The 21,218-nt window shown below is 60.5% G+C and carries 18 protein-coding genes; 9 read left to right on the plus strand and 9 right to left on the minus strand.

Annotation, left to right across the window (positions count from 1 at the left end):
* Window positions 1–82 precede the first annotated feature (82 nt).
* Window positions 83–988 (minus strand): LysR substrate-binding domain-containing protein, encoded by a 906-nt coding sequence (locus NOM67_RS02475; protein WP_255933590.1) that lies wholly within the window; start codon window positions 986–988, stop codon window positions 83–85.
* 102 nt (window positions 989–1,090) lie between these two features.
* Between NOM67_RS02475 and NOM67_RS02480 the strand changes: the two genes are divergently transcribed.
* From NOM67_RS02480 to NOM67_RS02495, 4 genes are all read left to right on the plus strand, one after another.
* Window positions 1,091–2,083 carry a TDT family transporter gene (locus NOM67_RS02480; RefSeq protein ID WP_255933591.1) on the plus strand — a complete coding sequence of 331 codons (993 nt, stop codon included), beginning with the start codon at window positions 1,091–1,093 and terminating at the stop codon, window positions 2,081–2,083.
* A 263-nt stretch (window positions 2,084–2,346) separates the two neighbouring features.
* Window positions 2,347–3,336: a lauroyl-Kdo(2)-lipid IV(A) myristoyltransferase gene (gene lpxM / locus NOM67_RS02485; protein ID WP_255933592.1), complete on the plus strand. Its 990-nt coding sequence runs from the start codon at window positions 2,347–2,349 to the stop codon at window positions 3,334–3,336.
* Between the two features lie 173 nt (window positions 3,337–3,509).
* Window positions 3,510–4,505, plus strand: coding sequence for a lauroyl-Kdo(2)-lipid IV(A) myristoyltransferase (locus tag NOM67_RS02490; protein ID WP_255933593.1), 996 nt, complete (start codon window positions 3,510–3,512; stop codon window positions 4,503–4,505).
* 183 nt (window positions 4,506–4,688) lie between these two features.
* The gene (locus NOM67_RS02495) at window positions 4,689–5,549 is read left to right on the plus strand and encodes a PA4780 family RIO1-like protein kinase (protein WP_255933594.1); all 861 of its coding nucleotides are present in this window, start codon (window positions 4,689–4,691) and stop codon (window positions 5,547–5,549) included.
* Window positions 5,550–5,610: 61 nt separating this feature from the next.
* Here NOM67_RS02495 and NOM67_RS02500 read toward each other — a convergent pair whose 3' ends face one another.
* Together NOM67_RS02500 and NOM67_RS02505 are read right to left on the minus strand one after the other, a co-directional pair.
* Window positions 5,611–6,180 carry a GNAT family N-acetyltransferase gene (locus tag NOM67_RS02500; protein ID WP_255933595.1) on the minus strand — a complete coding sequence of 190 codons (570 nt, stop codon included), beginning with the start codon at window positions 6,178–6,180 and terminating at the stop codon, window positions 5,611–5,613.
* Window positions 6,181–6,678 carry a prolyl-tRNA synthetase associated domain-containing protein gene (locus NOM67_RS02505; protein ID WP_255933596.1) on the minus strand — a complete coding sequence of 166 codons (498 nt, stop codon included), beginning with the start codon at window positions 6,676–6,678 and terminating at the stop codon, window positions 6,181–6,183.
* Between the two features lie 202 nt (window positions 6,679–6,880).
* Here NOM67_RS02505 and NOM67_RS02510 point away from each other — a divergent pair, with 202 nt between their 5' ends.
* Together NOM67_RS02510 and NOM67_RS02515 are read left to right on the plus strand one after the other, a co-directional pair.
* Complete coding sequence (locus NOM67_RS02510; RefSeq protein WP_255933598.1) at window positions 6,881–9,319, plus strand: DNA polymerase II; 2,439 nt, start codon at window positions 6,881–6,883, stop codon at window positions 9,317–9,319.
* A gap of 87 nt (window positions 9,320–9,406) precedes the next feature.
* Window positions 9,407–9,658 carry a DinI family protein gene (locus NOM67_RS02515; RefSeq protein ID WP_033115714.1) on the plus strand — a complete coding sequence of 84 codons (252 nt, stop codon included), beginning with the start codon at window positions 9,407–9,409 and terminating at the stop codon, window positions 9,656–9,658.
* Between the two features lie 127 nt (window positions 9,659–9,785).
* Here NOM67_RS02515 and NOM67_RS02520 read toward each other — a convergent pair whose 3' ends face one another.
* From NOM67_RS02520 to dcuC, 5 genes are all read right to left on the minus strand, one after another.
* Entirely contained in the window at window positions 9,786–10,646 is an 861-nt protein-coding gene (locus NOM67_RS02520) for a DUF2927 domain-containing protein (protein ID WP_255933599.1), read from the minus strand.
* A gap of 26 nt (window positions 10,647–10,672) precedes the next feature.
* A complete protein-coding gene (locus tag NOM67_RS02525) occupies window positions 10,673–11,176 on the minus strand; it encodes a M48 family metallopeptidase (RefSeq protein WP_255933600.1) in 504 nt (167 codons plus the stop codon).
* 126 nt (window positions 11,177–11,302) lie between these two features.
* Window positions 11,303–12,946: a hypothetical protein gene (locus NOM67_RS02530; RefSeq protein ID WP_255933601.1), complete on the minus strand. Its 1,644-nt coding sequence runs from the start codon at window positions 12,944–12,946 to the stop codon at window positions 11,303–11,305.
* 174 nt (window positions 12,947–13,120) lie between these two features.
* On the minus strand, window positions 13,121–14,767 hold the full coding sequence (locus NOM67_RS02535; protein WP_255933602.1) for a bifunctional UDP-sugar hydrolase/5'-nucleotidase: 1,647 nt from the start codon (window positions 14,765–14,767) through the stop codon (window positions 13,121–13,123).
* An 89-nt stretch (window positions 14,768–14,856) separates the two neighbouring features.
* Complete coding sequence (gene dcuC / locus NOM67_RS02540) at window positions 14,857–16,209, minus strand: anaerobic C4-dicarboxylate transporter DcuC (RefSeq protein WP_033115719.1); 1,353 nt, start codon at window positions 16,207–16,209, stop codon at window positions 14,857–14,859.
* Window positions 16,210–16,486: 277 nt separating this feature from the next.
* Between dcuC and NOM67_RS02545 the strand changes: the two genes are divergently transcribed.
* Both NOM67_RS02545 and NOM67_RS02550 read left to right on the plus strand, forming a co-directional pair.
* Window positions 16,487–16,870, plus strand: coding sequence for a hypothetical protein (locus NOM67_RS02545; protein ID WP_255933603.1), 384 nt, complete (start codon window positions 16,487–16,489; stop codon window positions 16,868–16,870).
* Window positions 16,871–17,052: 182 nt separating this feature from the next.
* Window positions 17,053–17,673: a DUF922 domain-containing protein gene (locus tag NOM67_RS02550; protein ID WP_156852891.1), complete on the plus strand. Its 621-nt coding sequence runs from the start codon at window positions 17,053–17,055 to the stop codon at window positions 17,671–17,673.
* A gap of 72 nt (window positions 17,674–17,745) precedes the next feature.
* On the opposite strand, the gene mnmC is transcribed toward NOM67_RS02550, so the two are convergent.
* Window positions 17,746–19,764 carry a bifunctional tRNA (5-methylaminomethyl-2-thiouridine)(34)-methyltransferase MnmD/FAD-dependent 5-carboxymethylaminomethyl-2-thiouridine(34) oxidoreductase MnmC gene (gene mnmC / locus NOM67_RS02555; protein WP_255933606.1) on the minus strand — a complete coding sequence of 673 codons (2,019 nt, stop codon included), beginning with the start codon at window positions 19,762–19,764 and terminating at the stop codon, window positions 17,746–17,748.
* 90 nt (window positions 19,765–19,854) lie between these two features.
* Here mnmC and fabB point away from each other — a divergent pair, with 90 nt between their 5' ends.
* Window positions 19,855–21,066 carry a beta-ketoacyl-ACP synthase I gene (gene fabB, locus NOM67_RS02560; protein ID WP_042030619.1) on the plus strand — a complete coding sequence of 404 codons (1,212 nt, stop codon included), beginning with the start codon at window positions 19,855–19,857 and terminating at the stop codon, window positions 21,064–21,066.
* Window positions 21,067–21,218 lie beyond the last annotated feature (152 nt).

Raw genomic sequence — 21,218 nt, forward strand, 5'->3', positions numbered from 1 at the left:
GGGAGGGAGCCATGGCTCCCTCTTTGCTTTGTACCTTTCAGCAGTTGGCGTGCCGGTTTGTTTGCGGCGTTATGATCGTGCGTTACTCCGCGCTGATCACCTCGGAATCGTTCAGCTGGGCCCGGCAGAAGTGGATAAAGTGGCGCAGGGAGGCGGAGTGGTACTTCTGCTTGTGCCAGATAAGGGAGAGCTGGCGCGGGAAGCGGCGGGTGAGGGGCAGGGCGACCAGCCGGCCATCAGCCAGACGATCCGAGGCAGCAAGGCGGGAGATGAAAGAGATGCCGAGCCCCTTCTCCACCGCCAGCATCACGGATTCCAGGGTGTTGAGCTCAAGGCCTGGTTGCCAGTTGGGCAGGCCGGGCTGGATCTGGCGGATAAACTGTTCGCGGCTGCCGGATTGGGGTTCACGCAGCACCCAGGTCTCACCACCCAGTCGGGAGAGGGAGAGATCCACCTGGTTGGCCAGCGGGTGATCAGGGTGGGCGATCACCAGCATCTCGTCCTGCAGCCAGGGCTCGGTGACGAGATCGGGATGGTGGTTTTCCCCCTCGATCAGCGCCATATCCAGCTCGAAGTTGGCGAGTGCGTGGCAGAGCAGATGGGTGTTGTTGATGGTCACCTTGGGGGGGAGCCCCAGCTCCTGCTTGCTGGTGGCGAGCAGGGTGGGGAGCAGGTAGTTGCCGATGGTCTGGCTGGCGCCAAGACGCAGCTGGCCGCTCGGCTCGGCATCGGCACGAAACAGGTTTTCGATATCCTGCATCCGGGTCAACAGCTCTTCGGCGGCCGGTTGCAGCAGGCGCCCCTCGTTGTTGAGCTGCAATCTGGGGTGGATGCGATCAAACAGCGGCGTGGCGAGCTGGCGCTCCAACTCCTGCAGTGACTGGGAGACGGCCCCCTTGCTCAGACAGAGTTCGTTGGCCGCCAGGCCTAGGTTGCCGTAGCGGGCGATGGTGGCGAACACCTTCAGCTGTTGCAGGGTCAGTTTCATCGTGTTTGGTAATCCTGAATGAGTGATTCAATTCATTTAGATATCGTAAACGATAAGGGGCCATTATCCTATCGCCATAGTCATCAATAGAAAGGTGTCATCATGATCGCAAGAACCCGTAAATCCCTGGCTGCCGCGCCAACCCCCATGGCGGGTCTGGCGCTGGGCATTGCCAGTCTCGGTTGGTGTTGGGAGAATGCAGGTCACTTCGATGGGCGGATGCAGCTGCTGGGGGCCGCTATTGCCGCCGTGCTGCTGGTGATCCTTACCTTCAAGTTTTTGTTCCACCCGAACCTGCTGATGCAGGATCTGGCACACCCGGTAGTTGGTAGCGTAGTGCCGACCTATGCCATGGGCACCATGGTGGTCTCCAAGGCGCTCGGTATGCTTGCTCCGCAAGCGGGTGAAGCGCTCTGGCTGTTTGCCGTGGCCGTTCACCTGTTGTTCCTGGCTACCTTTATCTGGCATCGCGCCAAAGAGTTCGAGATCCACCACATGGTGCCGAGCTGGTTCGTACCGCCGGTCGGGATCATCGTGGCTGATGTCGCCTTCCCGGGTGGCCAGTTTGCGCCGCTTGCCAATGTGCTGCTCTGGTTCGGGGTCATCTGCTACGGTCTGATGTTGCCGCTGATGCTCTATCGTCTCATCTTCAGCCACGAAGTACCGGATGCAGCCAAGCCGACCATCGCCATTCTGGCGGCGCCGGCAAGTCTCTCGCTGGCCGGCTACCTGACTGTCAGCCAGGATCCCTCCCTGCTGCTGGTGGCCATGCTGTTTGGTATCGCGATCCTGATGACCGGCGTCATCTATCTGGCCTTCATCAAACTGCTGCGTCTGCCCTTCTCGCCGGGTTATGCCGCCTTTACCTTCCCGCTGGTGATCGGTGCCACCGCCCTGTTCAAAGTGGCTCATCTGGTGGAAGGGTTTGAGCAGAGCGCTCACTATGTCGAGCAGATCCGAATGCTGGCTCACTTCGAGCTGGGGGTGGCTACCGTCATCGTCGGTTATGTGGCCCTGCGTTACCTGATGTTTTTTCTGCCGCAGCGTGATACTGAAATGAACCACGGCATTGCCCGCCAGGGGGCTCATCGTTAAATCTTGAAGATGCGACATTGGAAAATGGATAAGCAGTGCGCTCTGGGAGCGACGGGATAAACGACCAGTCATACGATGGATGGACAAAGAGCCACCCGCTGGTTGTGTAATAGGTAAAATGCCCCGCCATGCGGGGCATTTTTTTACCTTTTCGCCACTTCTGTCGTACGAAACTTCCTATCGTGCGCGATATAGCGGATTTAACTGGTATTACCTGTCAGGGCGTCTACAATACACCACCTTTTTGACGTAAACCGTGAATCATGTCCCCCCAAGATCCCCTGTTCAACCCCGCTTTTGAAGTTCGTTTCCTTCACCCCCGTTACTGGTTCAGCTGGCTGGCACTCGGTGTGTTGATGGTGCTTGCGTTTGTTCCGGTGCGTCTGCGCGACCGGTTGGCCGAGGGGCTGGCCCCGCTGGTGTTTCGTATCTCGAAAAAACAGCTCTATATCGCCAGAACCAATCTGGAGATCTGCTTTCCGCACAAGAGTCCGGCCGAGCGCGATGCCATCGCATTGACCTCGATCCGGGTGGGGCTCAAGAGCCTGCTTGGCTTCGGCGAGTTCACCATGCGCAGCGAGCGTTATCTTCTGAGCCGGATGCAGGTGAGCGGTTGGGAGCATATCGAAGCGGAGCAGGCGGCCGGTCGGCCGGTGATCCTGGTGGTACCCCATACCTGGCCGGTGGATGCCGCCGGTTACTGCTTTACCCGTCGTGGCGTGCCCATGTGCACCATGATGAAGCGGGCGCGCAACCCGGTCTTTGACTGGCACCTCAACCGGGCCCGCGCCAAAAATGGTTGCCGCGTCTATGAGCGCAGCGCCGGCATCAAGGCGGTGATCCGTACCATCAAGAGTGGTCGCAGCTTCTTCTATCTGCCGGATCAGGATCATGGTCGCGAGAAGAGTATCTTTGCCCCCTTCTTTGGCCACTCGAAAGCCACCTTGCCGGCGCTGTCGCGGCTGGTGGAGGTGAGCGGCGCCAAGGCGGTACCGCTGCTGGCCTGCTATGACGAAGAGAATCACTGCTATCGGCTGGAGATTGAGGCACCGTTTGACAACTATCCAACCGCCGATGTAATGGCCGATACCTGTCGGATGAACGACACGGTGCAGCGGCAGCTGACCCGTCATCCCGGCCAGTACATGTGGTTCCTCAAGATCTTCGATACCCGCGAGGATCAGGAGGGGCTCGATGGTCTCTACGAGGCGGGCATCCAGCGCATTCGTCAGGGGCTCTCTCCTTACGCCTGAGTGCGCACAGCCTGGCGGCAGCTATTGCGGTCTGCCGGATAAAAATGGCCCCGAGAGGGCCATTTTTTGATCCCGAATGGGATGACCATCACCTCTGCGAATGGGAGCCAAGGGGCACAGGGTAGAAAAAAATGTCAGGATAACTACAATAACCGTTTGTTTTTCATGACTTGATGGCTGACATGTCCCCATTAGATCCGGTATTTGACACCACATTTCATCCCCGTCTGCTCCACCCCAAATGGTGGGGTAGCTGGTGTGCACTGGGGTTGCTCTCCCTGCTTGCATTTATCCCGGCGCGCGTGCGGGACGGCTTTGCCAATCTGGTGGCGCCCACCTTGCTGCGTTTTTCGAAAAAGCAGGCCTATATCGCCGATACAAACCTCAAGATCTGTTTTCCCGAGCTGGATGAGGCGGCCCGCGCAGCCCTGCTGCTTAAATCAATCCGGGTCGGCCTCAAGACCTTTATGGGCTTTGGCGAGCTGACCTGGCGCAGCCCGGCGCACCTGCTGCGCAACATCAAGGTAAGTGGCTGGGAGCATATCGAGGCGGAGCAGGCCGCTGGCCGACCGGTGATCCTGGTTGTTCCCCACACATGGGCAGTGGACATGCTGGGGCGCTACTTCCCGCTACAGGGGATGAGCATGTGCACCATGATGAAGAGCGCCAAGGATGAGGTGTTCGACTGGTATATCAACCGGGAGCGGGCCAAGGGGGGCAAGGTGTATGAGCGCAGCGTCGGCATCAAGCCGGCGATCAAGTCCGTGCGCGGCGGTGCCAGCTTCTTCTACCTGCCGGATCAGGATCATGGTCGGGAGGCGAGCGTCTTCGCCCCCTTCTTTGGCCATCCCAAAGCGACCCTGCCGGCGCTACCCAAGCTGGTGAAGCTGACCGGCGCCAAGGCGGTGCCCATCTTCGCCAGCTATGACGAAGATGCCGGCTGCTATCTGCTGGAGATTGAACCGCCGTTCGATCCTTACCCCACTGCGGATATGATGGCGGATGTGGTCGCCATGAACCGCATGGTGGAGCAGCAGGTGATTCGTCACCCCGAGCAGTACATGTGGTTTCTCAAGATTTTCGAAACTCAGGAGCATCAGAAGGGGCCGGATGGCCTCTATGAGGCGGGGATCCAGCGGATCCGCCAGGGATTGCCCCCCGAGCCCTGAGTTGAACTGGCCCGCTTGCGGGCCATTTTTGTTGCCGTGGCTCGCCCGGAGGGGAATTTTCAGTGCCGGAAGATGGACAAACAGCGGGCAGGCAGTGGATAACTGAGTGTCCGGACAGAAAAATGGGCAGGTGGACGTGCAACAGACAATTTTGCAACGGGCAGAGAGAGTGAAAGGGCGGTCATGAAAGTTCCAAATCGAATCCAACCCCTGGTTGATGACGGCCTGGTTGACGAGGTCATCAGCCGGTTGATGAGCGGCAAAGAGGCCGATGTCTACGTGGTGCGCTGTGGCGACGAAACTCGCTGCGCCAAGGTATACAAGGAGGCGTCCAAGCGCAGCTTCAAGCAGGCGGTGGCCTATCAGGAGGGGCGCCGGGTGCGCAACAGCCGCAGTGCCCGCGCCATGGAGAAGGGATCCAAGTACGGTCGCAAGCAGCACGAAGAGGTGTGGCAGAGCACCGAGGTGGATGCCCTGTTCAAGCTGGCGGCAGCCGGCGTGCGGGTGCCCAAGCCCTATGTCTGTCTCGATGGCGTGTTGTTGATGGAGCTGGTCACCGATGCCGATGGCAACGTGGCACCCCGCCTCAACGATGTGGCTCTCAGCCATGAGCAGGCGCTGGCGGATCACGCCAAGGTGATTGGTTATGTGGTACGCATGCTCTGCGCCGGTCTTATTCACGGCGATCTTTCCGAGTTCAACGTGCTGGTGGATGAGCAGGGCCCCGTGATCATCGATCTGCCACAGGTGGTGGATGCGGCCGCCAACAATCAGGCCAGAGCCATGCTGGAGCGGGACGTCAACAACATGCGCAACTACTACGGCATGTATGCCCCCGAGCTGCTCAAAACGAACTATGCCAGAGAGATGTGGGCGCTTTACGAGGATGGCAAGCTCACGCCCCAGAGCGAGCTGACCGGTCAGTTCGAGGAGAGCCGGGAGGCCATCGATCTCGATGCCGTGCTTGATGAGATCGCCAGTGCCGAAGAGGAGGCTTATACCCGTCAGGCACGGATGAAGGCAGAGCAGGAAGACAGTTACTGAGGGTTTCCCACTCTCGCCACCAGAGCGCCCTTGGGGCGCTCTTTTTATTGCTCTGGGCTGGTTATGTTGGGGCGTGCTCTATCTGATGGGGCAGGGGGAATATCCGGTAGATCGCCAACCAGCAGCGATCTCCCGGATGGAAGCGTCGCGCCAGCCATACTCCGCCTGCTTTCGCAATCACCCTGCGGGAGGCCTGATTCTGTTCGTCGCAGCTGACCAATACCGGCTTGCTCAAAATGCGTTGCTGTACCCAGCCAAGCAGCAAGCTTGCAGCCCCTTCGCCACGGCGGGAGGGGCGGGTTTCGTAACCGATGTGGCCCAGCCACTGTTGGCTGGCTTCACTGTCATCGTGGCGCAGGCGCAAGGTGGCGAGGATCTCCCCGGCATCGAGGGCAAAATAGGTGGTGGTGGTCGGATAGCCGCTGGGCAGGTTATGCCCTCTGGCATGATCCAGCAGCGCTTGTAGCCAGCTGTCAGGATCAAATTGTGCGACCTGATAGAGGGGCAATCCGGCGTCGGCACACTCGGCCACATAGTTGCGATAGGCGACGGCATCGGTCAGGTGAGCCGGGCGACATTCGTAGCGGGTCGGCAGTGGCTGCTCCCGTGCAGTGGGGGTTGCACCTGCCATTCAATCTGCGGCCACGACCGGCAGCCGCATGACGGTGGCCTCCCGGCCGAGGTGGGCCAGCAGGCGGCGCACATCGTCGAGGCGGATAATCAGGGTGGCGGTATTGACCAGCGGATGGCACTGCATCTGCTCCGCTTGCCAGATGGCCTCGTCCACCACCAGCTCTACCGCGTTTTCCCTGTCGCGCACCATGGCAAGCAGGGTCACCGAACCTGGGGTGAGGCCAAGCACGGCCTCGAGCCGCTCTGGCGAGCCAAAACTCAGCCGCTTGACGCCAAGGGCGGCAGCCAGTGCCTTGAGATCGACCCGGCTCTCTTCAGGGGTAACCACCAGAAACAGCCGCTCGCTTTTCGGGTCACGCAAAAAGAGGTTCTTGCTCTTGGCGGCAGGCAGGTCGGGCAGCAGCCGGCTGGCCTCCTCGCAAGTGAAAACGGGGGCATGATCGATGCGCTGATAGGGAATGGCCAGCTGATCCAGCAGAGAGTAAAGCGCCACCATGGCCTCCTGATGTCGGGTGAAGAGTGGAGTGTTGGATGAATTGCGTGGCGAATAAAGCCACCACCGGCATTAGCGGCCACTCTGGCCGAGCTTACCAGTTTGCGGCGCGGCTCGCAGCTTGGTTAGGCCATGGCGGCTGGCGTGGCAATTGCAGCAAAGCACTGTATGAACGTACAATACTCCCATCTCCATGTTGATCCCGATGACTTGCATGACCGATCACCCGTCCATCCCATCCACTACACCGCCGCGAGATGGCTTTATTCTGACCCGTCACGGACGGGATGTGCGCGGCCGTGGCGAGCAGCTGGAACGCACCGAGATTGTGATGTGGCTCTGGAGCGAGCAGGGACCGGTGCGGGTGGTGGTGCCGGGGCAGGAGCCGGTCTTCTTTCTGCCACAGAGCCATATGGAAGAAGCCGCCGAGCTGTTCAAGGGGGCCGGGGTGAGTGGGCGGTTTCGCCGTCTGCCGATGCACACCTTCGACGGCCGCGCCGTAGTGGGCTGCTACTTTGCCACCCTGAGCGCCTTTCACCGCGCCATCGAGCTGCTGCTCATCCGCGGGCTGGAGCACTTCGAGGCGGATATCCGGCTGCCGGAGCGCTATCTGATGGAGCGTTTCATTACCGCCGGCGTGCGTTTCGAGGGACGTACCCTCAAGAAAGGGGGCAAGCACGGCTACTGGGAGGTGAACGAGGCGCGTTGCGCGCCGCAGACGGTGACGCCGACCCTCTCCTGGGTGTCGCTGGACGTGGAGTGTGCCATGGATGGAGCGCTCTTCTCGGTAGGGCTCTACAGCGAAGAGGATGCGCGGGTCATCATGATCGGTACGCCGGAGGCCGACGCCGGCAGCTGGGGGACCCGGGTCGAATGGGTGGCGGACGAGAGCGCCCTGCTGAGTGCGCTGGAGCGCTGGTTTGTGCGGCACGACCCCGATCTGGTCATCGGCTGGAACGTGGTCAACTTCGACTTTCGCCTGCTGCTGCGCCGCGCCGAGCTCAACAAGCAGCGGCTGCGGCTGGGTCGTGGCCACGAGCTCTGCTTCTGGCGCTCATCGCGCAACGACCCCCAGACTGGCAACGTTATTATCCCCGGGCGCATGGTGCTGGATGGCATCGACACCCTCAAAAGCGCTACCTGGCAGTTTGCCAGCTACAGCCTGGATGCGGTGGCGAGCGAGCTGCTTGGCCGCGGTAAGGATATCGAGGATGTGGCCAACCGGGGGGAGAAGATCACCGAGCTGTTCCACTCCGACAAGGAGGCGCTGGCCCGCTACAACCTGGAAGATTGCAAGCTGGTGTGGGAGATCTTCGACTATTGCCACCTCATCCCCTTTGCCATCGAGCGTGCCTCCCTCACCGGCCTTGAGCTGGACCGGGTAGGGGGCTCGGTGGCGGCGTTTACCAATCTCTATCTGCCGCGGCTGCATCGCGGCGGCTACGTGGCCCCCAATCTGCCGGCCGACGGCGGGCTGGCGAGCCCCGGTGGCTATGTGATGGACTCCAAACCCGGCCTCTATCGCCACGTGCTGGTGCTTGACTTCAAGAGCCTCTATCCCAGCATCATTCGCACCTTCTGCATCGACCCCATGGGGCTCATCGAGGGGCTGCAGCATCCCGAGCAGGCAATTCCGGGCTTTCGTGGCGCCCTGTTCTCCCGCGAGCGCCACTTCCTGCCGGATCTCATCGCCACCCTGTGGGCGGCGCGGGATCGGGCCAAGGCTGCCAGCAACAAGGCGCTCTCCCAAGCCATCAAGATCATCATGAACTCCTTCTACGGGGTATTGGGCTCGGGGGGCTGCCGCTTTTACGACCCGAGGCTTGCCTCCTCCATCACCCTGCGCGGTCACGGCATCATGCAGCAGACCCGGGAGTGGATCGAAGGTGAGGGTTTCGAGGTGATCTATGGCGACACCGACTCCACCTTCGTGCACCTAGGCAAGGAGACCAGTCCTGAACAGGCGGACGAGATTGGCCGGCGGCTGGCGAAGATGATCAACGACAACTGGGCTGCGCTGATCAAACGCGAGTTCAACCTGCCGAGTTATCTGGAGATCCAGTACGAGATCCACTATCGCCGCTTTCTGATGCCCACCATTCGCGGGCTGGAGAAGGGGAGCAAGAAACGCTACGCGGGGCTGGTGGCAGGCAAGGAGGCGGGGGCAGAGGAGCAACTGGTGTTCAAGGGGCTCGAATCGGTGCGCACCGACTGGACGCCCCTTGCCAAGGCGTTTCAGACCCGTCTCTACGAGATGGTGTTTCACGACCAGGATCCCGGCAGCTATGTGCGTACCATGGTGGACGAAACCCGGGCCGGCCAGCACGACGAGCTGCTGGTCTATCGCAAGCGGCTGCGCCAGAAACTCGAGGAGTACCAGAAGAACGTGCCACCCCATGTGCGGGCGGCGCGTCTGGCGGATGAGGAGAACCTTCGCCGCGGTCTGCCCCAGCGCTATCAGCATCGGGGCTCCATCGCCTATCTGATGACCCTTAATGGCCCCGAACCGCTGGAGTACCGGCGTACTCCCATCGACTACGAGCACTATATCGACAAGCAGCTCAAACCCATTGCCGATGCGATCCTCCCCTTTGTCGGCGAGTCGTTCGAGCGGATCTGCGGCCAGCAGCTCGATCTTTTTTAGGGGTCATTTGCCTCTTTCTCTGTCGGGTACTTTACTTTTCAAGAGTGCTGTATAAAAATACAGTTATTCATCATGGAGAAGTATCCTATGCGTCTGGAAATCATCATCGACAAAAAACATCAGATCCCGACCTCCACCATGGAAGCGCTGCGCCAGGAGCTGCTCAAGCAGCTGGGCGAGAAGTTCCCCGATCTCCATGTCCGCGTTGCCCCGGGCAGCAGCATGTCCCTGACCGTCAGCCGCGCCAGCAAGGAGGACAAGGAGCTTGCCGAGGCTATGGTGCAGGAGGTGTGGGAAAACGCAGATAGCTGGATGCCGGAAGAGAGTCTGGCTTCCTGAAAAGGCTTATCACGGGTGGATGTGACAGCAAAAACGCAGCCCATGGCTGCGTTTTTGTTTTGGTGCCGGCTCGCCGGGTGAGCCGGAGCTGATGCTTCCCGAGTTGACGCTTGGTGCTGGCTGAAACTCAGAGCCCGGCCCAGCTTTTGAGGCTCTGTTGCTGAACGCGGCGGTCTGCCTCGCTGACCTCGCCTTTGGCGCGCAGATCCTTGATGGCAAGCGGCAGGGCCGCCCGAACCTCGTCGCTGCTCATCCCCGCCTTGAGGGCAGGGTGGTAGGCGAGCTTGAGCAGCACATAGTCGAGGCCGGTCAGGAAGCTGTCGATGCTGTTGTCATTGAAGATGGAGGGAAACACCTTGTCCGAGTCGTTGGGCAGCCCCATCACCTGGGTAAACTCCTCCACTACGCAGTCGAGAAAGCGCCCCTTGGCGCGGCTGTAGTCCACCGGAATGATGATGGTGGCACTGCTGATCTCGTGCTGCTTGTTGGTCGCAAAGTGGCCAATGCAGAGCCCCTCCTTGAGCGCGGCATTGACCGAAGGTGCGTTGCCCATGGTGCGCTTGGCCCAGCTTTTCATCCGCTGGTAGTCGGTCATGATGAGGGTGAGGTTGGGTTTGCTGGTCACCATGCTGATAGGGTGGCCGGTGATGCGGGCGAGGTGGGCGGCTTGTACCTTGACCACCTCTGCCTGCAGCGGCTTGTCCCCTGACTCGTTGATGAGCTGCAAGCGCACCGGCTGCTGCCAGCGGGTGAAGCGCGGGTGAACGGTTTCGTGATACTCCCGCTCCATGGCGATGGCCATAAAACTCTCGGTGAGATAGCTGTCGCTCTGCCAGCGCTCTGCCCCGTGTGAGAAGAAAGAGCAGAGCGTGAGCAGGGCCAGCAGCCCGAGTGACATTCCCCAGGGGCGGGCAGCGCGGCACAAATTGGCAATCACCACATTGGCAATAACGTGCGGGGCGCTAAAGGGGATAGCGGCAAATGACATGTTTCCTCCTTGAAACCACCGTCAACCTAGCGATTGGCCTTGTCGATATCGCGCCAGGTGAGCCAGAGCCTCAGATCAAACTCCAGTTGATGATAGTCGGGCTCCATATGCTGGCAGAGCTGGTAGAAGCTCTTGTTGTGATCCTTCTCTTTGATATGGGCCAGCTCGTGCGCAACGATCATCTTGAGAAAGGGGGCGGGTGCCTCCTTGAACAGGGCTGCGATGCGGATCTCGTTCTTGGCCTTGAGCTTGTTGCCCTGTACCCGGCTGATGTAGGTATGCAGGCCGAGGGCATCCTTGATGACGTTGATCTTGCCGTCAAACACCACCTTTGAGAGGGGCGCCGAGCTTTTGAGGTAGCGGTTTTTCAGCTCCATGGTGTAGGCGAGTAGCGCCTTGTCGCTCTGGATCTGATGGCTCTCCGGATAGCGCTTGGCCAGCATCTCGCCAAGTTTACCGGCCGCGATCAGCTGTTGCACCTGCGCCTTGAGCGGTTCGGGATAGCCCCCGAGATAGGTCAGTTCCGCCATGTCTGTCACCCGTTACATCCAAAAGTGGGCCATTGTAGTCATCGCTGGCCTGCTTGCCTACCGGTGAGGAGTGAGGGGATGGAAAAAGGGCGGCCAAATGGCCGCCCTTTTACGTCTCTGCGCTGGTTATCGGCGACGATAGAGACCCGGATCCACCTCTTCATAGTGGCTGGTCAGGTATTGATAGAAAGCGAGATGGGAGGGCGAGCTCGGCTTTTTCAGCTCCTCGCTCACCCGATCCGGCTTGGCGATGATGAACTTGGGGTTCTGACGCTGGATGTCCGCCAGCACCCGAGCCCGCACGTCATAAGGCGGGTTGACGTTGGCAAAGAAGAGATAGGCAGAGGCCGGCTGACGATCGGTCCAGAGATAATATTGCGGCTGGATGCCGTCGACCCAGATCTTGTCGCTCGGGCTGGTCTCGGCCTTGATGCGATCGACCCGCACCTGCGCCGCCGGGTTGAAGGGGCGACCCTTGAGCGTTCCTTCCCAGGCGTTGTTGATCATCAGCAGCAGCATGGCCAGGGTGGCGAGCCAGGGAGTGGCGCTGCGCACATCCCAGGCGCGCCACAGGGGCACCAGAATGAGTACCGGCAGGGCCCACAGCAGACTGGTGCCGAGCACCTCGTTAACCCGCTCGAGGGACCACTCCTTGGTGCTCCAGCCGAAGACCAGCTGCTGGGCCAGCAGCCAGCTGGCGGTCAGCACCACCAGCGAGATGCAGAGCAGGCCGAGGGCATCGGCCTTCTGCTCGCTGCGATCAAGCAGTACCGCCAGCGGCAGCAGAGCCAGCTGCAGATAGAGCACATCGTAGTGATCGAAGACATGGCCGGAGACCGAGTTGGCGATCAGGGTAAACAGCACGCCAAACAGGGTGACCAGCAGCACCGGCAGATACCACTCCTGACGGCGGCTCAGCATCAGCAGGATGAAGGGAGGCAGCAGCATCACCAGACCGGTGCGCAGCAGGCCGACGGCACCCACCATGGGGGAGAAGCCGTTGCCGTAGCTCCCCTCGAAGAAGATGTCGAAGGCGTAGTATTTGAAGGCAGCCAGCAGGTCGTGCTGCTGGAAGTAGCCGTAGAGGGGGCCGCCAATCAGCGCCAGACCGAGCAGGCTGGAGACGAGCAGCAGGATGGCGTCACGCCACTTCTCGTGCAGGCACCAGTGGCAGAACAGCACCAGATACCAGGCACCCCAGAAGGCGCCGTTGTTGGTACGCATCCAGGCGACGATGGCAAAGGTGAGGGCAGCCACCAGCGCCGGCCACCAGCGAAAGCCTTTGTCCAGCAACAGGGTTATGAAGGCCCACTGGGCGATGAGGGCGAGGTGGAAGGTCCAGTCCTCGGTCATGTTGCCGTAGTAGTAACGGGTACCGTAGAGGGCCAGCAGTGCCAGCATGGCGCCAAGGCGCGCCCTGACCGAGAGGCCAAGCTGGGAGAAAGCTTGCCAGCTGGCCATCAGCCCGAGCCAGCAGAGCACCCACTCCAGCGCCCAGATCCCGACAAATCCACCCAGACCATACCCCAGCGCATCGAGGGCGAAGATCATCGGCCCCTTGATATCGATCATGTCGCGATAGAGCACCCCCCCTTCACTCCACATTTTGCCCATGACGGCAAAGAGCGAGGCGTCAAACCCCGGCGCCATGGCATGAACGAGCGGGTTGCGCAGGCAGAAGAGCAGCGCCAGCAACGCGGTCAGCAAGATGGCTGTGGGCTTGATGGCCGGATTGACGCGGGGGGGAGTGAAACGGATGGAATGATTCATGAAGTAGCCTGTTCCTGCAGCTGGTCTTGAAAGCGGGCCTATCTTGCCGAGCCCGCGCGGATGATGCAATGGTACAGGCCCATCCGGGGCAAATATTGTCGAAAAAGAGCGGTTTCAGAGACGAAAAGTGCCTATCTGCCCGATATGGATGCAGACAGGCACATCGAGGGGCCTTTACGGCAGGTACTCGACTCGCGGTGGCATGGCCCGCAGCTCCGGCTGATGGCGGGCCCAGCGGATAAAGGCATCGGCTAGCGTGATGCCAAGCTCCTGATTGTGCTGGGTCAGGGTGCGAGTCAGCGCGGTGTAGCCCTCCTTGCCGGAGGCGGTGTAGGCGCTCGATACCCCGCGATAGACCTGGTCGGACGCCACCGGTTGCCAGCAGTCTGGCGCAGGCTCCCACTCCAGACGGGTAATACGCTGACCTTTGGGCCGATCGGCCTGGTAGGTGAAGCGCACCCCGGCGGTGTAGGGGAAGCTGCCGTTGCCATTGCCGACCACGCCATTATTGGTGGCGTTGTCGATTGCATTCTCCAGCGCTTCCGCCAACTCGTGGCCGTGTACCCGATAGAGGGTGAGGGGAATGGCAAAGGGGAGCAGGCGACCGGCGATATCGGCCTCGCTCAAGGGGCCCGGCTCCAGCGAGCAGCGCACGCCACCAGCGTTGTGCAGGGCAAAATCGACCTCGCCTACCTGTTCCCGGGCCGCCATCAGCATGGCATGGGCTACCAGCGGTGCGACATGGCTGCCGTGAGGCAGGTTGGCATCGGGCAGGCGTTGATGGGGGAGCGGGGTATCGAGTCTGGTGACGATGCGCTGGGTCATGGTCTCGATCTCCGGCCGGTAGCGTTTGGCCAGATGCTGCTCCAGCCTGGCATCCGGTTCGCAGAAAGTGAGTCCGGCTGGCGGGGTGGAGCCGAACGGCCAGGGTTGCCAGGGGAGCCACTCCAGCTGGCCGTGGCTATCTACCACGCGGCCAGCTTCATCGAAGGTGAGCTCGCAGACGCCAAGGCAGAGGGCACTGTGGCCCGCGTGCATGATGGCTACGCCATTGTGCAGCAGGGGATAATCCCCTTCGCTTGGCAGGCCCAGCGGCGCAAGATCCCCCAGCAGGCTGTGGGTATGGCCGCCCACAATAAGACTGATCTCGGGGAAGCGTTCGGCCAGCAGCTTGTCCTGATCCAGCCCGAGGTGGCTCAGCAGCACGATATGGTGGATCCCTTCGCCCTTGATCTCGCGAATGACCCGGGTCAGGGTTTCGTTCACCCCGTGGAAGCGGGTGTGGGGATCCGGATTGGCGATGGCCGCCATCTGGGCCAGCGTGATCCCGAGCAGGGCAAAGGGGACGCCGTCGATGACCCGGCGATGCCAGGGCTGATGGGCGTCGTAGAGGTGGGGAATATCCCACAGGCGAAGAGGCGTATCGGCCGGCTCCTGACTGTTGTCCAGATTGGCCGCGAGCACCGGAAAATCGAGCTGGCGCAGAAACTCCACCAGCTGGCCATTACCCAGATCGAATTCGTGGTTGCCGATCACCATCGCATCGGGGGCCAACATGGCGAGCAGGTCGGCGTTGGCTCGCCCCTTGAACCGGTTGAAATAGAGGGAGCCCTGAAAGGAGTCGCCGCCGTGCAGAAAAAGGCAGCCGCGACCTGCTGCAGCCGCTTGCGCGCGCAGTTGGGTCAGGCGGGTCAGGATCCGGGCATAACCGCCACACTGGGTGCGCCACTGGGACTCTCCGGCGGGGGTGAAGCTTATCGGCGCACCATCGAAATGGGAGTGGCAATCACTGAAGTGGGCAAGTTGAACCGTAATACTCATCTCGGTCCTCCTTTGGGGAAAAAGAGCACAGAGTCTACTGCAAAGGGGGGGAGAGATACCAGCCCGGCGCAGACCGGGCTGGTCAGCGATCAGGCCGGAACCATGATCTGGGTAGCGACGATCACCACCAGCAGGCCGACGGCCACTGGCAGCGAAGTGCGTTTGACCACTTCGAACGGCGAGAGTTTGCCCATCCCCGCACAGGCGACCACGACACCTGAGACCGGTGAAATGGTGCGGCCCAGGTTGGAGGCTTGCAGCATGGGGATCACCAGATAGGCCGGGTTGATGCCAAGGCTGGTGGCCAGATTGGGGATCAGCTCCACGAAGGCGTAGAAGGGGGCATTGCCCGAGCCGGTCGTGAAAGCGGCCAGGGTGGTGATCACCACCAGTGACAGCATCATGATCATGCCGCCCGAGCCCAGATCCTGGGCGTGGGCCAGCAGGGTGTCGATAAAGCCGATGGTCATCAGACCCTGAGCGAAGACACCGGCACCGACCAGCAGCATCACAACGCCGGCAAAGGCGTCGGCCATGTTGCGCCAGCAGACCTGCAGACCATCCAGCAGCTCCTTGCCGTTGCGCAGGCGTACCAGCTCCAGCAGGCTGGCCAGCACCATGCACATGACGATGATGGTGACGATATCGAGCTGCGGGCCCCATTTGCCGTCAAACACCAGCACCCCGATGATGGGGGTGAAGGGGAGAATGGCGTAGAAGCCGGGCGCCGTGGTGATGAGGTCGCTCGGCGCGACCGGCTCGTTGTGCTCGCCGGATTTCTGATCGAGGTAGCGCTGCCAGAAGAAGTGGGTCACCGCCATACAGGCGATGGCGACCAGCGAGATGGGCAGGGTCAGCTTGAAGGCAAAGTCCAGCAGCGGCATGTTGGCAGCCTGGGCGGCCATCACCACGTCACCGGAGGTCGGAGCCAGAATGATGGCGGCTGGCGAGGCGCACACGGCGGCTGCGGCTCCACGGGAGATCCCCATGTTGACCATCAGCGGGAACAGGGTTGCCATCAGCAGCACGCCAAGACCGGTAGCGGAGCTGACTGCCAGCGACATGGCACAGGCCACCAGATAGGCGGCAACCAGCAGGATATAGGGGGATTTGATGATGCCGAGCGGTTTGCTGGCCAGCTTGACCAGAATAGTGTTGGCACCGATGTGGCTCATGTAGCCGGCGAAGCCGCACAGCACCATGATCAGCATCCCCAGTCCACCGCCACGATCGTTGAGCAGGAAGCGGACATATTCGAAGATATCGGTGGCGATATAACCGGTGCTTGTCACCTTGCTCGGCAGCACCGGCTTGCCCATCAGGGCCGTGACGACCAGCAGCAGCAAGCCGCCGCTCAGCAACACGCCTGTCGCTGAGTATCCTTTGAAGATGGCGCGCCCGACCACCAGAGTGACCAGGGTGCCGATGATGAGTTCCAGCATCTATTCCATTCCATTAAACAAGAGGGGTTCGGAGTCTATTCCTATAGAGGTAATTTGGCGATATGAAACTCGATGCAGTGTGAACCTAATCAACGTTTGGCCTGTTTTGCAGAATTAAAGAAGGGTAAAGGTGCTTTACCCTGAATTTTTGACGTAATAGCCTTGCCGCCCTCAGGTTTTCTTTTGAGGATTTTGTATGGTTTTTCGTCGTTTATCAGGTGTTAAACGCTGGATATGGCCCCTTTGCTGGATGTTGCTGCCGCTGCCGGCCGTTGCCATGAAGAACGATGGATTTCATCAGACCGGCCCCCATCAGGCGGTCGCCATGCGGCGATTGATGGCTGCCCACTCCTACGGTGTGGTGGTGGTGGCCAGAGGGCAGGTTCCCCGTTATGCCGCGCTGGCATCGCGCATGAGTGAGGGGGAGTGTATGAATCGCAATGGCATCCGGGTGGACGGTGTGGCGGTGCTGGTGATCACCCGGTTCTATCCCGGGGAGGGAAAACGGGGGCTTTGCGAGCTGTGGCTGAAAGAGGGGGCAGATCAGGACTTTTTTGCCAACCGTCTTAAAAATGATCAGTTCATTCAGATAGATGGTCACGACATCAATGTGAAAAACTACCACCTCAACTGGCTGCGCATCAGTCGCTCTGCCCAATAAAAATACAGATTTGGCCTTGTGCCATACTCTGCTCACGGAACCTGTGAGCGGGCTCTGATTTCTGGTCCATCATTGTGTTGCGCCATATCTTTGGCACACATAGGCTATAGACGTTATCTGTGTGGCGGCGCGTTTCCCCAAGGTCGGTACTTCGCCCGTGCAATCAAGGAAGGTAGTCTGGCATGGTCAGCAAGTTCTATGGAGTGGTAGTGGGGGTTGCGGCGCTGCTGTTGCCCCTGGCGAGTCAGGCGCAGCCAATCAGGCCGCAAGTGGTCCCCGAGTCCCGTATCAATGTTCGTTTTTATGAGGTCAGTGCTGCCCAGCCAGATCAACTGGCCCAAGCTATTGCCCAGAGTGCCCCCAAGGTGAATGGCAACCCCGTGCTTGGCAAGGCGAGTTATCAGCTCGATTGGCAACTGGAGACCGATCAGCTGCAGGGGCTCTGCCAGCTGAGCAGAGTCACCGTCACCACCCGTGCGACGGTTGAGTTACCCCGCTGGCGCCAGAGTGAAAATAGTGGTGAAGGGAAGAACAACGCGGCCGATCCGGCGCGCCAGCGCTGGGCTCGCTTGCTGGCCAGCATGTTCGACTATGAGTCCCGCTTCAAGGAGATGGTTCAACAAGGTGCCAATCAGGTTGGCGGCGCCATTGCTGACTTGCCTGCTCACAGCGACTGTCAGGCACTGCGTTATGCCGCCTGGGCTGCGGGGCAGGGAGAGTTGGTGAAGATCCGCAGCCGGATTGCCGATTTTCAGCGACAAACCCGTTATGGCGAGCAACTCGGTGTCCACTGGCCCAAGTAGTCGAGCTAATCAAGATAGGCATACAAGAAAGGCCGCCCCTGTGGGCGGCCTTGTCGTTTCGGGTCGTTGGCATTATGCCAGCGCTTTGCCCTTGAGCAGCTTGCGTACCCAGTAGCGGGCCGGGTGGAGCGCTTCCAGCAGATCGGCTGCCAGTGGCAGCGGATCACCGCAGATCTCGCTGGCAAGCAGCTCGCCACAAAGTGGCGCCGAGCAGAGACCTCTTGAGCCCAGCGCCCCCAGCACATAGAGGCCGGGGTGGCACGGTAGGGGGGCGGCACCTTGCTGATCGGTGTGCAGCCCGGCGTAGTGATCCGCCAGGCTTGCCAATCTGGCGACTGGCCCCACCACCGGCAGGTGATCCCGACTGGCGCAGCGCACGCCTACCCGAGCCTCATTGCCGCTGACATCCACCTTGCTGGGCCAGCTTTGCTCTGGCAGGCTGGCTTGCAGCCGCGCCTGGTTCTGGAGCTGCTCTTCAGCGCGAAACGCAAGATCGGTCTGGTTGCGGCCATAGCTGGCGCCGATGCAGTGGTGATCGTTATGGGCTGGAGTGAGGTAGCCATCGTAGCAGAGCACGGTCTTGAGCCGGCTCAGGCTGGCTGAGGTCGGCACATGGCTCACCTGACCGCGCACCGGATAGAGCGGCAGCTCGGCAAAGGGGATGAGCGCAGACAGCTTGTGTCCGGCGGCAACCACCAGATTGGGGGCTTGCCAGCGGCGTCCGTCACGGCTCTCGACCTGCCAGCCATCCACCTGTTCGGCAATGGCAACCACCTCGGTGTTGAACACCACCTCAAGCAGCGCGCTGGCTTGTGCTTCTTTGATAGCAGCGTGGGTTAGATCCGCCGGGCAGAGCCAGCCGCCCAGCGGGTAGCTGACGCCGCTGTGGCCGCAGGGCAGGCCGACGACCTGTTCTACTTCCACGGTCGAGAGGGGTTGCATCAGCTCGGACGGGAAGGGGCCCTGACTCATTTTCGCCAGCTTGGCTGCCGATTTTTCGTCATAACCGAGCTGGGTTACCCCGCACAGGGCAAATGCGACGGGATGGCGCTCGGCCAGTGCCAGCAGGCGGTGGCGGGCATAGCCAAAGGCAAGCGAATAGAAACGCGACAGCGCATCGTGCTCGCCGTTAAGCAGTGGATAGAGGGCTCCCTGGCGGTTGCCTGAGGCGCCGTTGGCTGGTTCGTCATCTTCACAGAGCAGAGTCACCTTGCGGCCACGCTCTACCAGAGAGAGCGCCGTCATGGCCGAGGCGATGCCGCCGCCGATGATCAGCACCTCGCCATCCCTGCCTGCGGTGCGGGCATACCAGGGGGCAATGGTCTGTTGCGGCTGCTTGTCGGTGCGATCCCCCGCCAGCATCTCCCGCTTGCTACCGTGCCCTTTCACCTTCTTCATGGCAAAGCCTGCAGCAATCAGGCCACGGCGCACGAAGCCGGCACAGGTGAAGGTGGCGATGGTGGCGGCAGGACGGGCTATGCGAGCCAGGCCGTCGAACAACGCTTGCGTCCACATCTCGGGATTTTTGGCGGGGGAAAAGCCATCCAGATACCAGGCATCCACCAGCCCCTCAGCGTGGTGGGGCAGTTGCGGCATCATATCCTTGATATCGCCCAACCAGAGATCGAGCCGGATCCGGCCACCGGCAAAGATAAGGCGATGGCAGCCGGACACCGGGATGGGCCACTGCGCGATGAGATCCTGGCTCAAGGAAGAGAGTTCGGGCCAAGCGGCCAACGCCTTGCGCAGATCGCCCTGGGTCAGGGGGTATTTTTCAAAACTGATGAAGTGAAGGCGGGAGCCGTTGCCGGTTTGGGGCGCCTGTTCAAGAAAGGCTGCCATTGTCGCCAGAAAGTTAAGACCTGTGCCGAAACCTGTCTCACCAATCACGAAAGTGTCACGATCGTGGTGCAAAAATCGCGCTGGCAGCCGGTTTTGCTGCAAAAAGACATAGCGCGTTTCAGCTAGACCGTTATCATTGGAAAAGTACACATCCCCGAACTCACTGGAGACTGGAGTTCCCGCCTCATTCCAGTCCAATCGGGCATGATGTAAGGATGTTTGACTCACGTTTTCCTCGGCTCGCGTCACAAAAACGCGGGCATTCTACGTGAAAGCAGACCAGTTTGGCAGCCGAAAGCGGGTAGACTTGGCGCCAGTTTTTCCAGACGAGATGAATTAATGAGAAGAGCAGTGATCACCGGTATCGGCGTCATCTCCAGTATCGGCAACAACAAGGAAGAAGTGCTGGCCTCCCTGAAAGCAGGTAAATCCGGCATCACCTATTCCGAGCAGTTCGAGCAGCACAACCTGCGCAGCCGTGTCTGGGGTAATATCAAACTCGAGCCGTCTGAACTGATCGACCGTAAAGTCATGCGTTTCATGGGTGACGCTGCGGCCTACGCCTACCTCTCCATGCAGCAGGCCATTGAAGATGCTGGTCTGGCGCAAGAGCAGGTCTCCAACGAGCGTACCGGCCTGGTGGTCGGTTCAGGTGGTGCTTCCGGCAAGAACACCTCGGAGTCTGTGGACATCGCCCGTGAGAAAGGGGTCAAGCGTGTGGGCCCTTACATGGTGCCGCGTACCATGTCTTCCACCACCTCTGCATGTCTGGCGACCCCTTACCAGATCAAGGGGGTCAACTACTCCATCAGCTCCGCCTGCGCCACCTCTGCCCACTGCATCGGTCACGCGCTGGAGCTGATCCAGCTTGGCAAACAGGATGTGGTCTTCGCTGGTGGCGGCGAGGAGCTGGACTGGTCCTCTACCATCCAGTTTGACGCCATGGGTGCACTCTCTACCAAGTACAACGACACGCCGGAAAAAGCCTCCCGTACCTATGATGCGAACCGCGATGGTTTCGTTATCTCCGGTGGCGGCGGCATCCTGGTGGTTGAGGAGCTGGAACATGCTCTGGCCCGTGGTGCTCACATCTATGCCGAGCTGACCGGTTACGGTGCTACTTCTGATGGCTACGACATGGTTGCCCCGAGTGGCGAAGGCGCGGTGCGTTGCATGAAGATGGCGATGCAGGGTGTCGGCAAGGTTGATTACATCAACACCCACGGTACCTCCACCCCGGTGGGCGATACCAAGGAGCTGGAAGCTATCCAGACTCTGTTTGGCGCCAACGGTCCCAAGATCTCCGCCACCAAGGCGATGACCGGTCATGCGCTGGGCGCTGCCGGCGTGCATGAGGCTGTCTACTCCCTGCTGATGATGGAGCACGGCTTTATCGCGCCCAGCATCAACATCGAGACTCTGGACGAGAAAGCGGAAGGTCTGCCCATCGTGCGCGAGTACGAAGAGGCCGAGCTCAACACCGTCATGTCCAACAGCTTCGGCTTTGGCGGTACCAACGCTTCTCTGGTGTTCAGCAAGTTCAAAGCCTGATCATCCGGTTGATATGAAAAAAGCGCCTCAGGGCGCTTTTTTTGTTTCCGTGATCTGCCATCACTCATTGCAGAGCAGAGCAGAGCAGAGCAGAGCAGAGCAGAGCAGAGCAGAGCAGAGCAGAGCAGAGCAGAGCAGAGCAGAGCAGAGCA

The sequence above is a fragment of the Aeromonas sp. SG16 genome, from assembly GCF_024436135.1.
GTDB lineage: Bacteria > Pseudomonadota > Gammaproteobacteria > Enterobacterales > Aeromonadaceae > Aeromonas > Aeromonas jandaei.

Excerpts from the sequence above, each read along its gene's own strand:
- fabB (WP_042030619.1), top strand. The coding sequence starts at position 19,855 with ATGAGAAGAGCAGTGATCACCGGTATCGGCGTCATCTCCAGTATCGGC.
- dcuC (WP_033115719.1), bottom strand. The coding sequence starts at position 16,209 with ATGCTGGAACTCATCATCGGCACCCTGGTCACTCTGGTGGTCGGGCGC.
- NOM67_RS02510 (WP_255933598.1), top strand. The coding sequence starts at position 6,881 with ATGACTTGCATGACCGATCACCCGTCCATCCCATCCACTACACCGCCG.
- NOM67_RS02525 (WP_255933600.1), bottom strand. The coding sequence starts at position 11,176 with ATGGCGGAACTGACCTATCTCGGGGGCTATCCCGAACCGCTCAAGGCG.
- NOM67_RS02490 (WP_255933593.1), top strand. The coding sequence starts at position 3,510 with ATGGCTGACATGTCCCCATTAGATCCGGTATTTGACACCACATTTCAT.
- NOM67_RS02475 (WP_255933590.1), bottom strand. The coding sequence starts at position 988 with ATGAAACTGACCCTGCAACAGCTGAAGGTGTTCGCCACCATCGCCCGC.
- lpxM (WP_255933592.1), top strand. The coding sequence starts at position 2,347 with ATGTCCCCCCAAGATCCCCTGTTCAACCCCGCTTTTGAAGTTCGTTTC.
- NOM67_RS02530 (WP_255933601.1), bottom strand. The coding sequence starts at position 12,946 with ATGAATCATTCCATCCGTTTCACTCCCCCCCGCGTCAATCCGGCCATC.
- NOM67_RS02520 (WP_255933599.1), bottom strand. The coding sequence starts at position 10,646 with ATGTCATTTGCCGCTATCCCCTTTAGCGCCCCGCACGTTATTGCCAAT.
- NOM67_RS02545 (WP_255933603.1), top strand. The coding sequence starts at position 16,487 with ATGAAGAACGATGGATTTCATCAGACCGGCCCCCATCAGGCGGTCGCC.
- NOM67_RS02500 (WP_255933595.1), bottom strand. The coding sequence starts at position 6,180 with ATGGCAGGTGCAACCCCCACTGCACGGGAGCAGCCACTGCCGACCCGC.
- NOM67_RS02550 (WP_156852891.1), top strand. The coding sequence starts at position 17,053 with ATGGTCAGCAAGTTCTATGGAGTGGTAGTGGGGGTTGCGGCGCTGCTG.
- NOM67_RS02480 (WP_255933591.1), top strand. The coding sequence starts at position 1,091 with ATGATCGCAAGAACCCGTAAATCCCTGGCTGCCGCGCCAACCCCCATG.
- NOM67_RS02535 (WP_255933602.1), bottom strand. The coding sequence starts at position 14,767 with ATGAGTATTACGGTTCAACTTGCCCACTTCAGTGATTGCCACTCCCAT.
- NOM67_RS02495 (WP_255933594.1), top strand. The coding sequence starts at position 4,689 with ATGAAAGTTCCAAATCGAATCCAACCCCTGGTTGATGACGGCCTGGTT.
- NOM67_RS02515 (WP_033115714.1), top strand. The coding sequence starts at position 9,407 with ATGCGTCTGGAAATCATCATCGACAAAAAACATCAGATCCCGACCTCC.
- NOM67_RS02505 (WP_255933596.1), bottom strand. The coding sequence starts at position 6,678 with ATGGTGGCGCTTTACTCTCTGCTGGATCAGCTGGCCATTCCCTATCAG.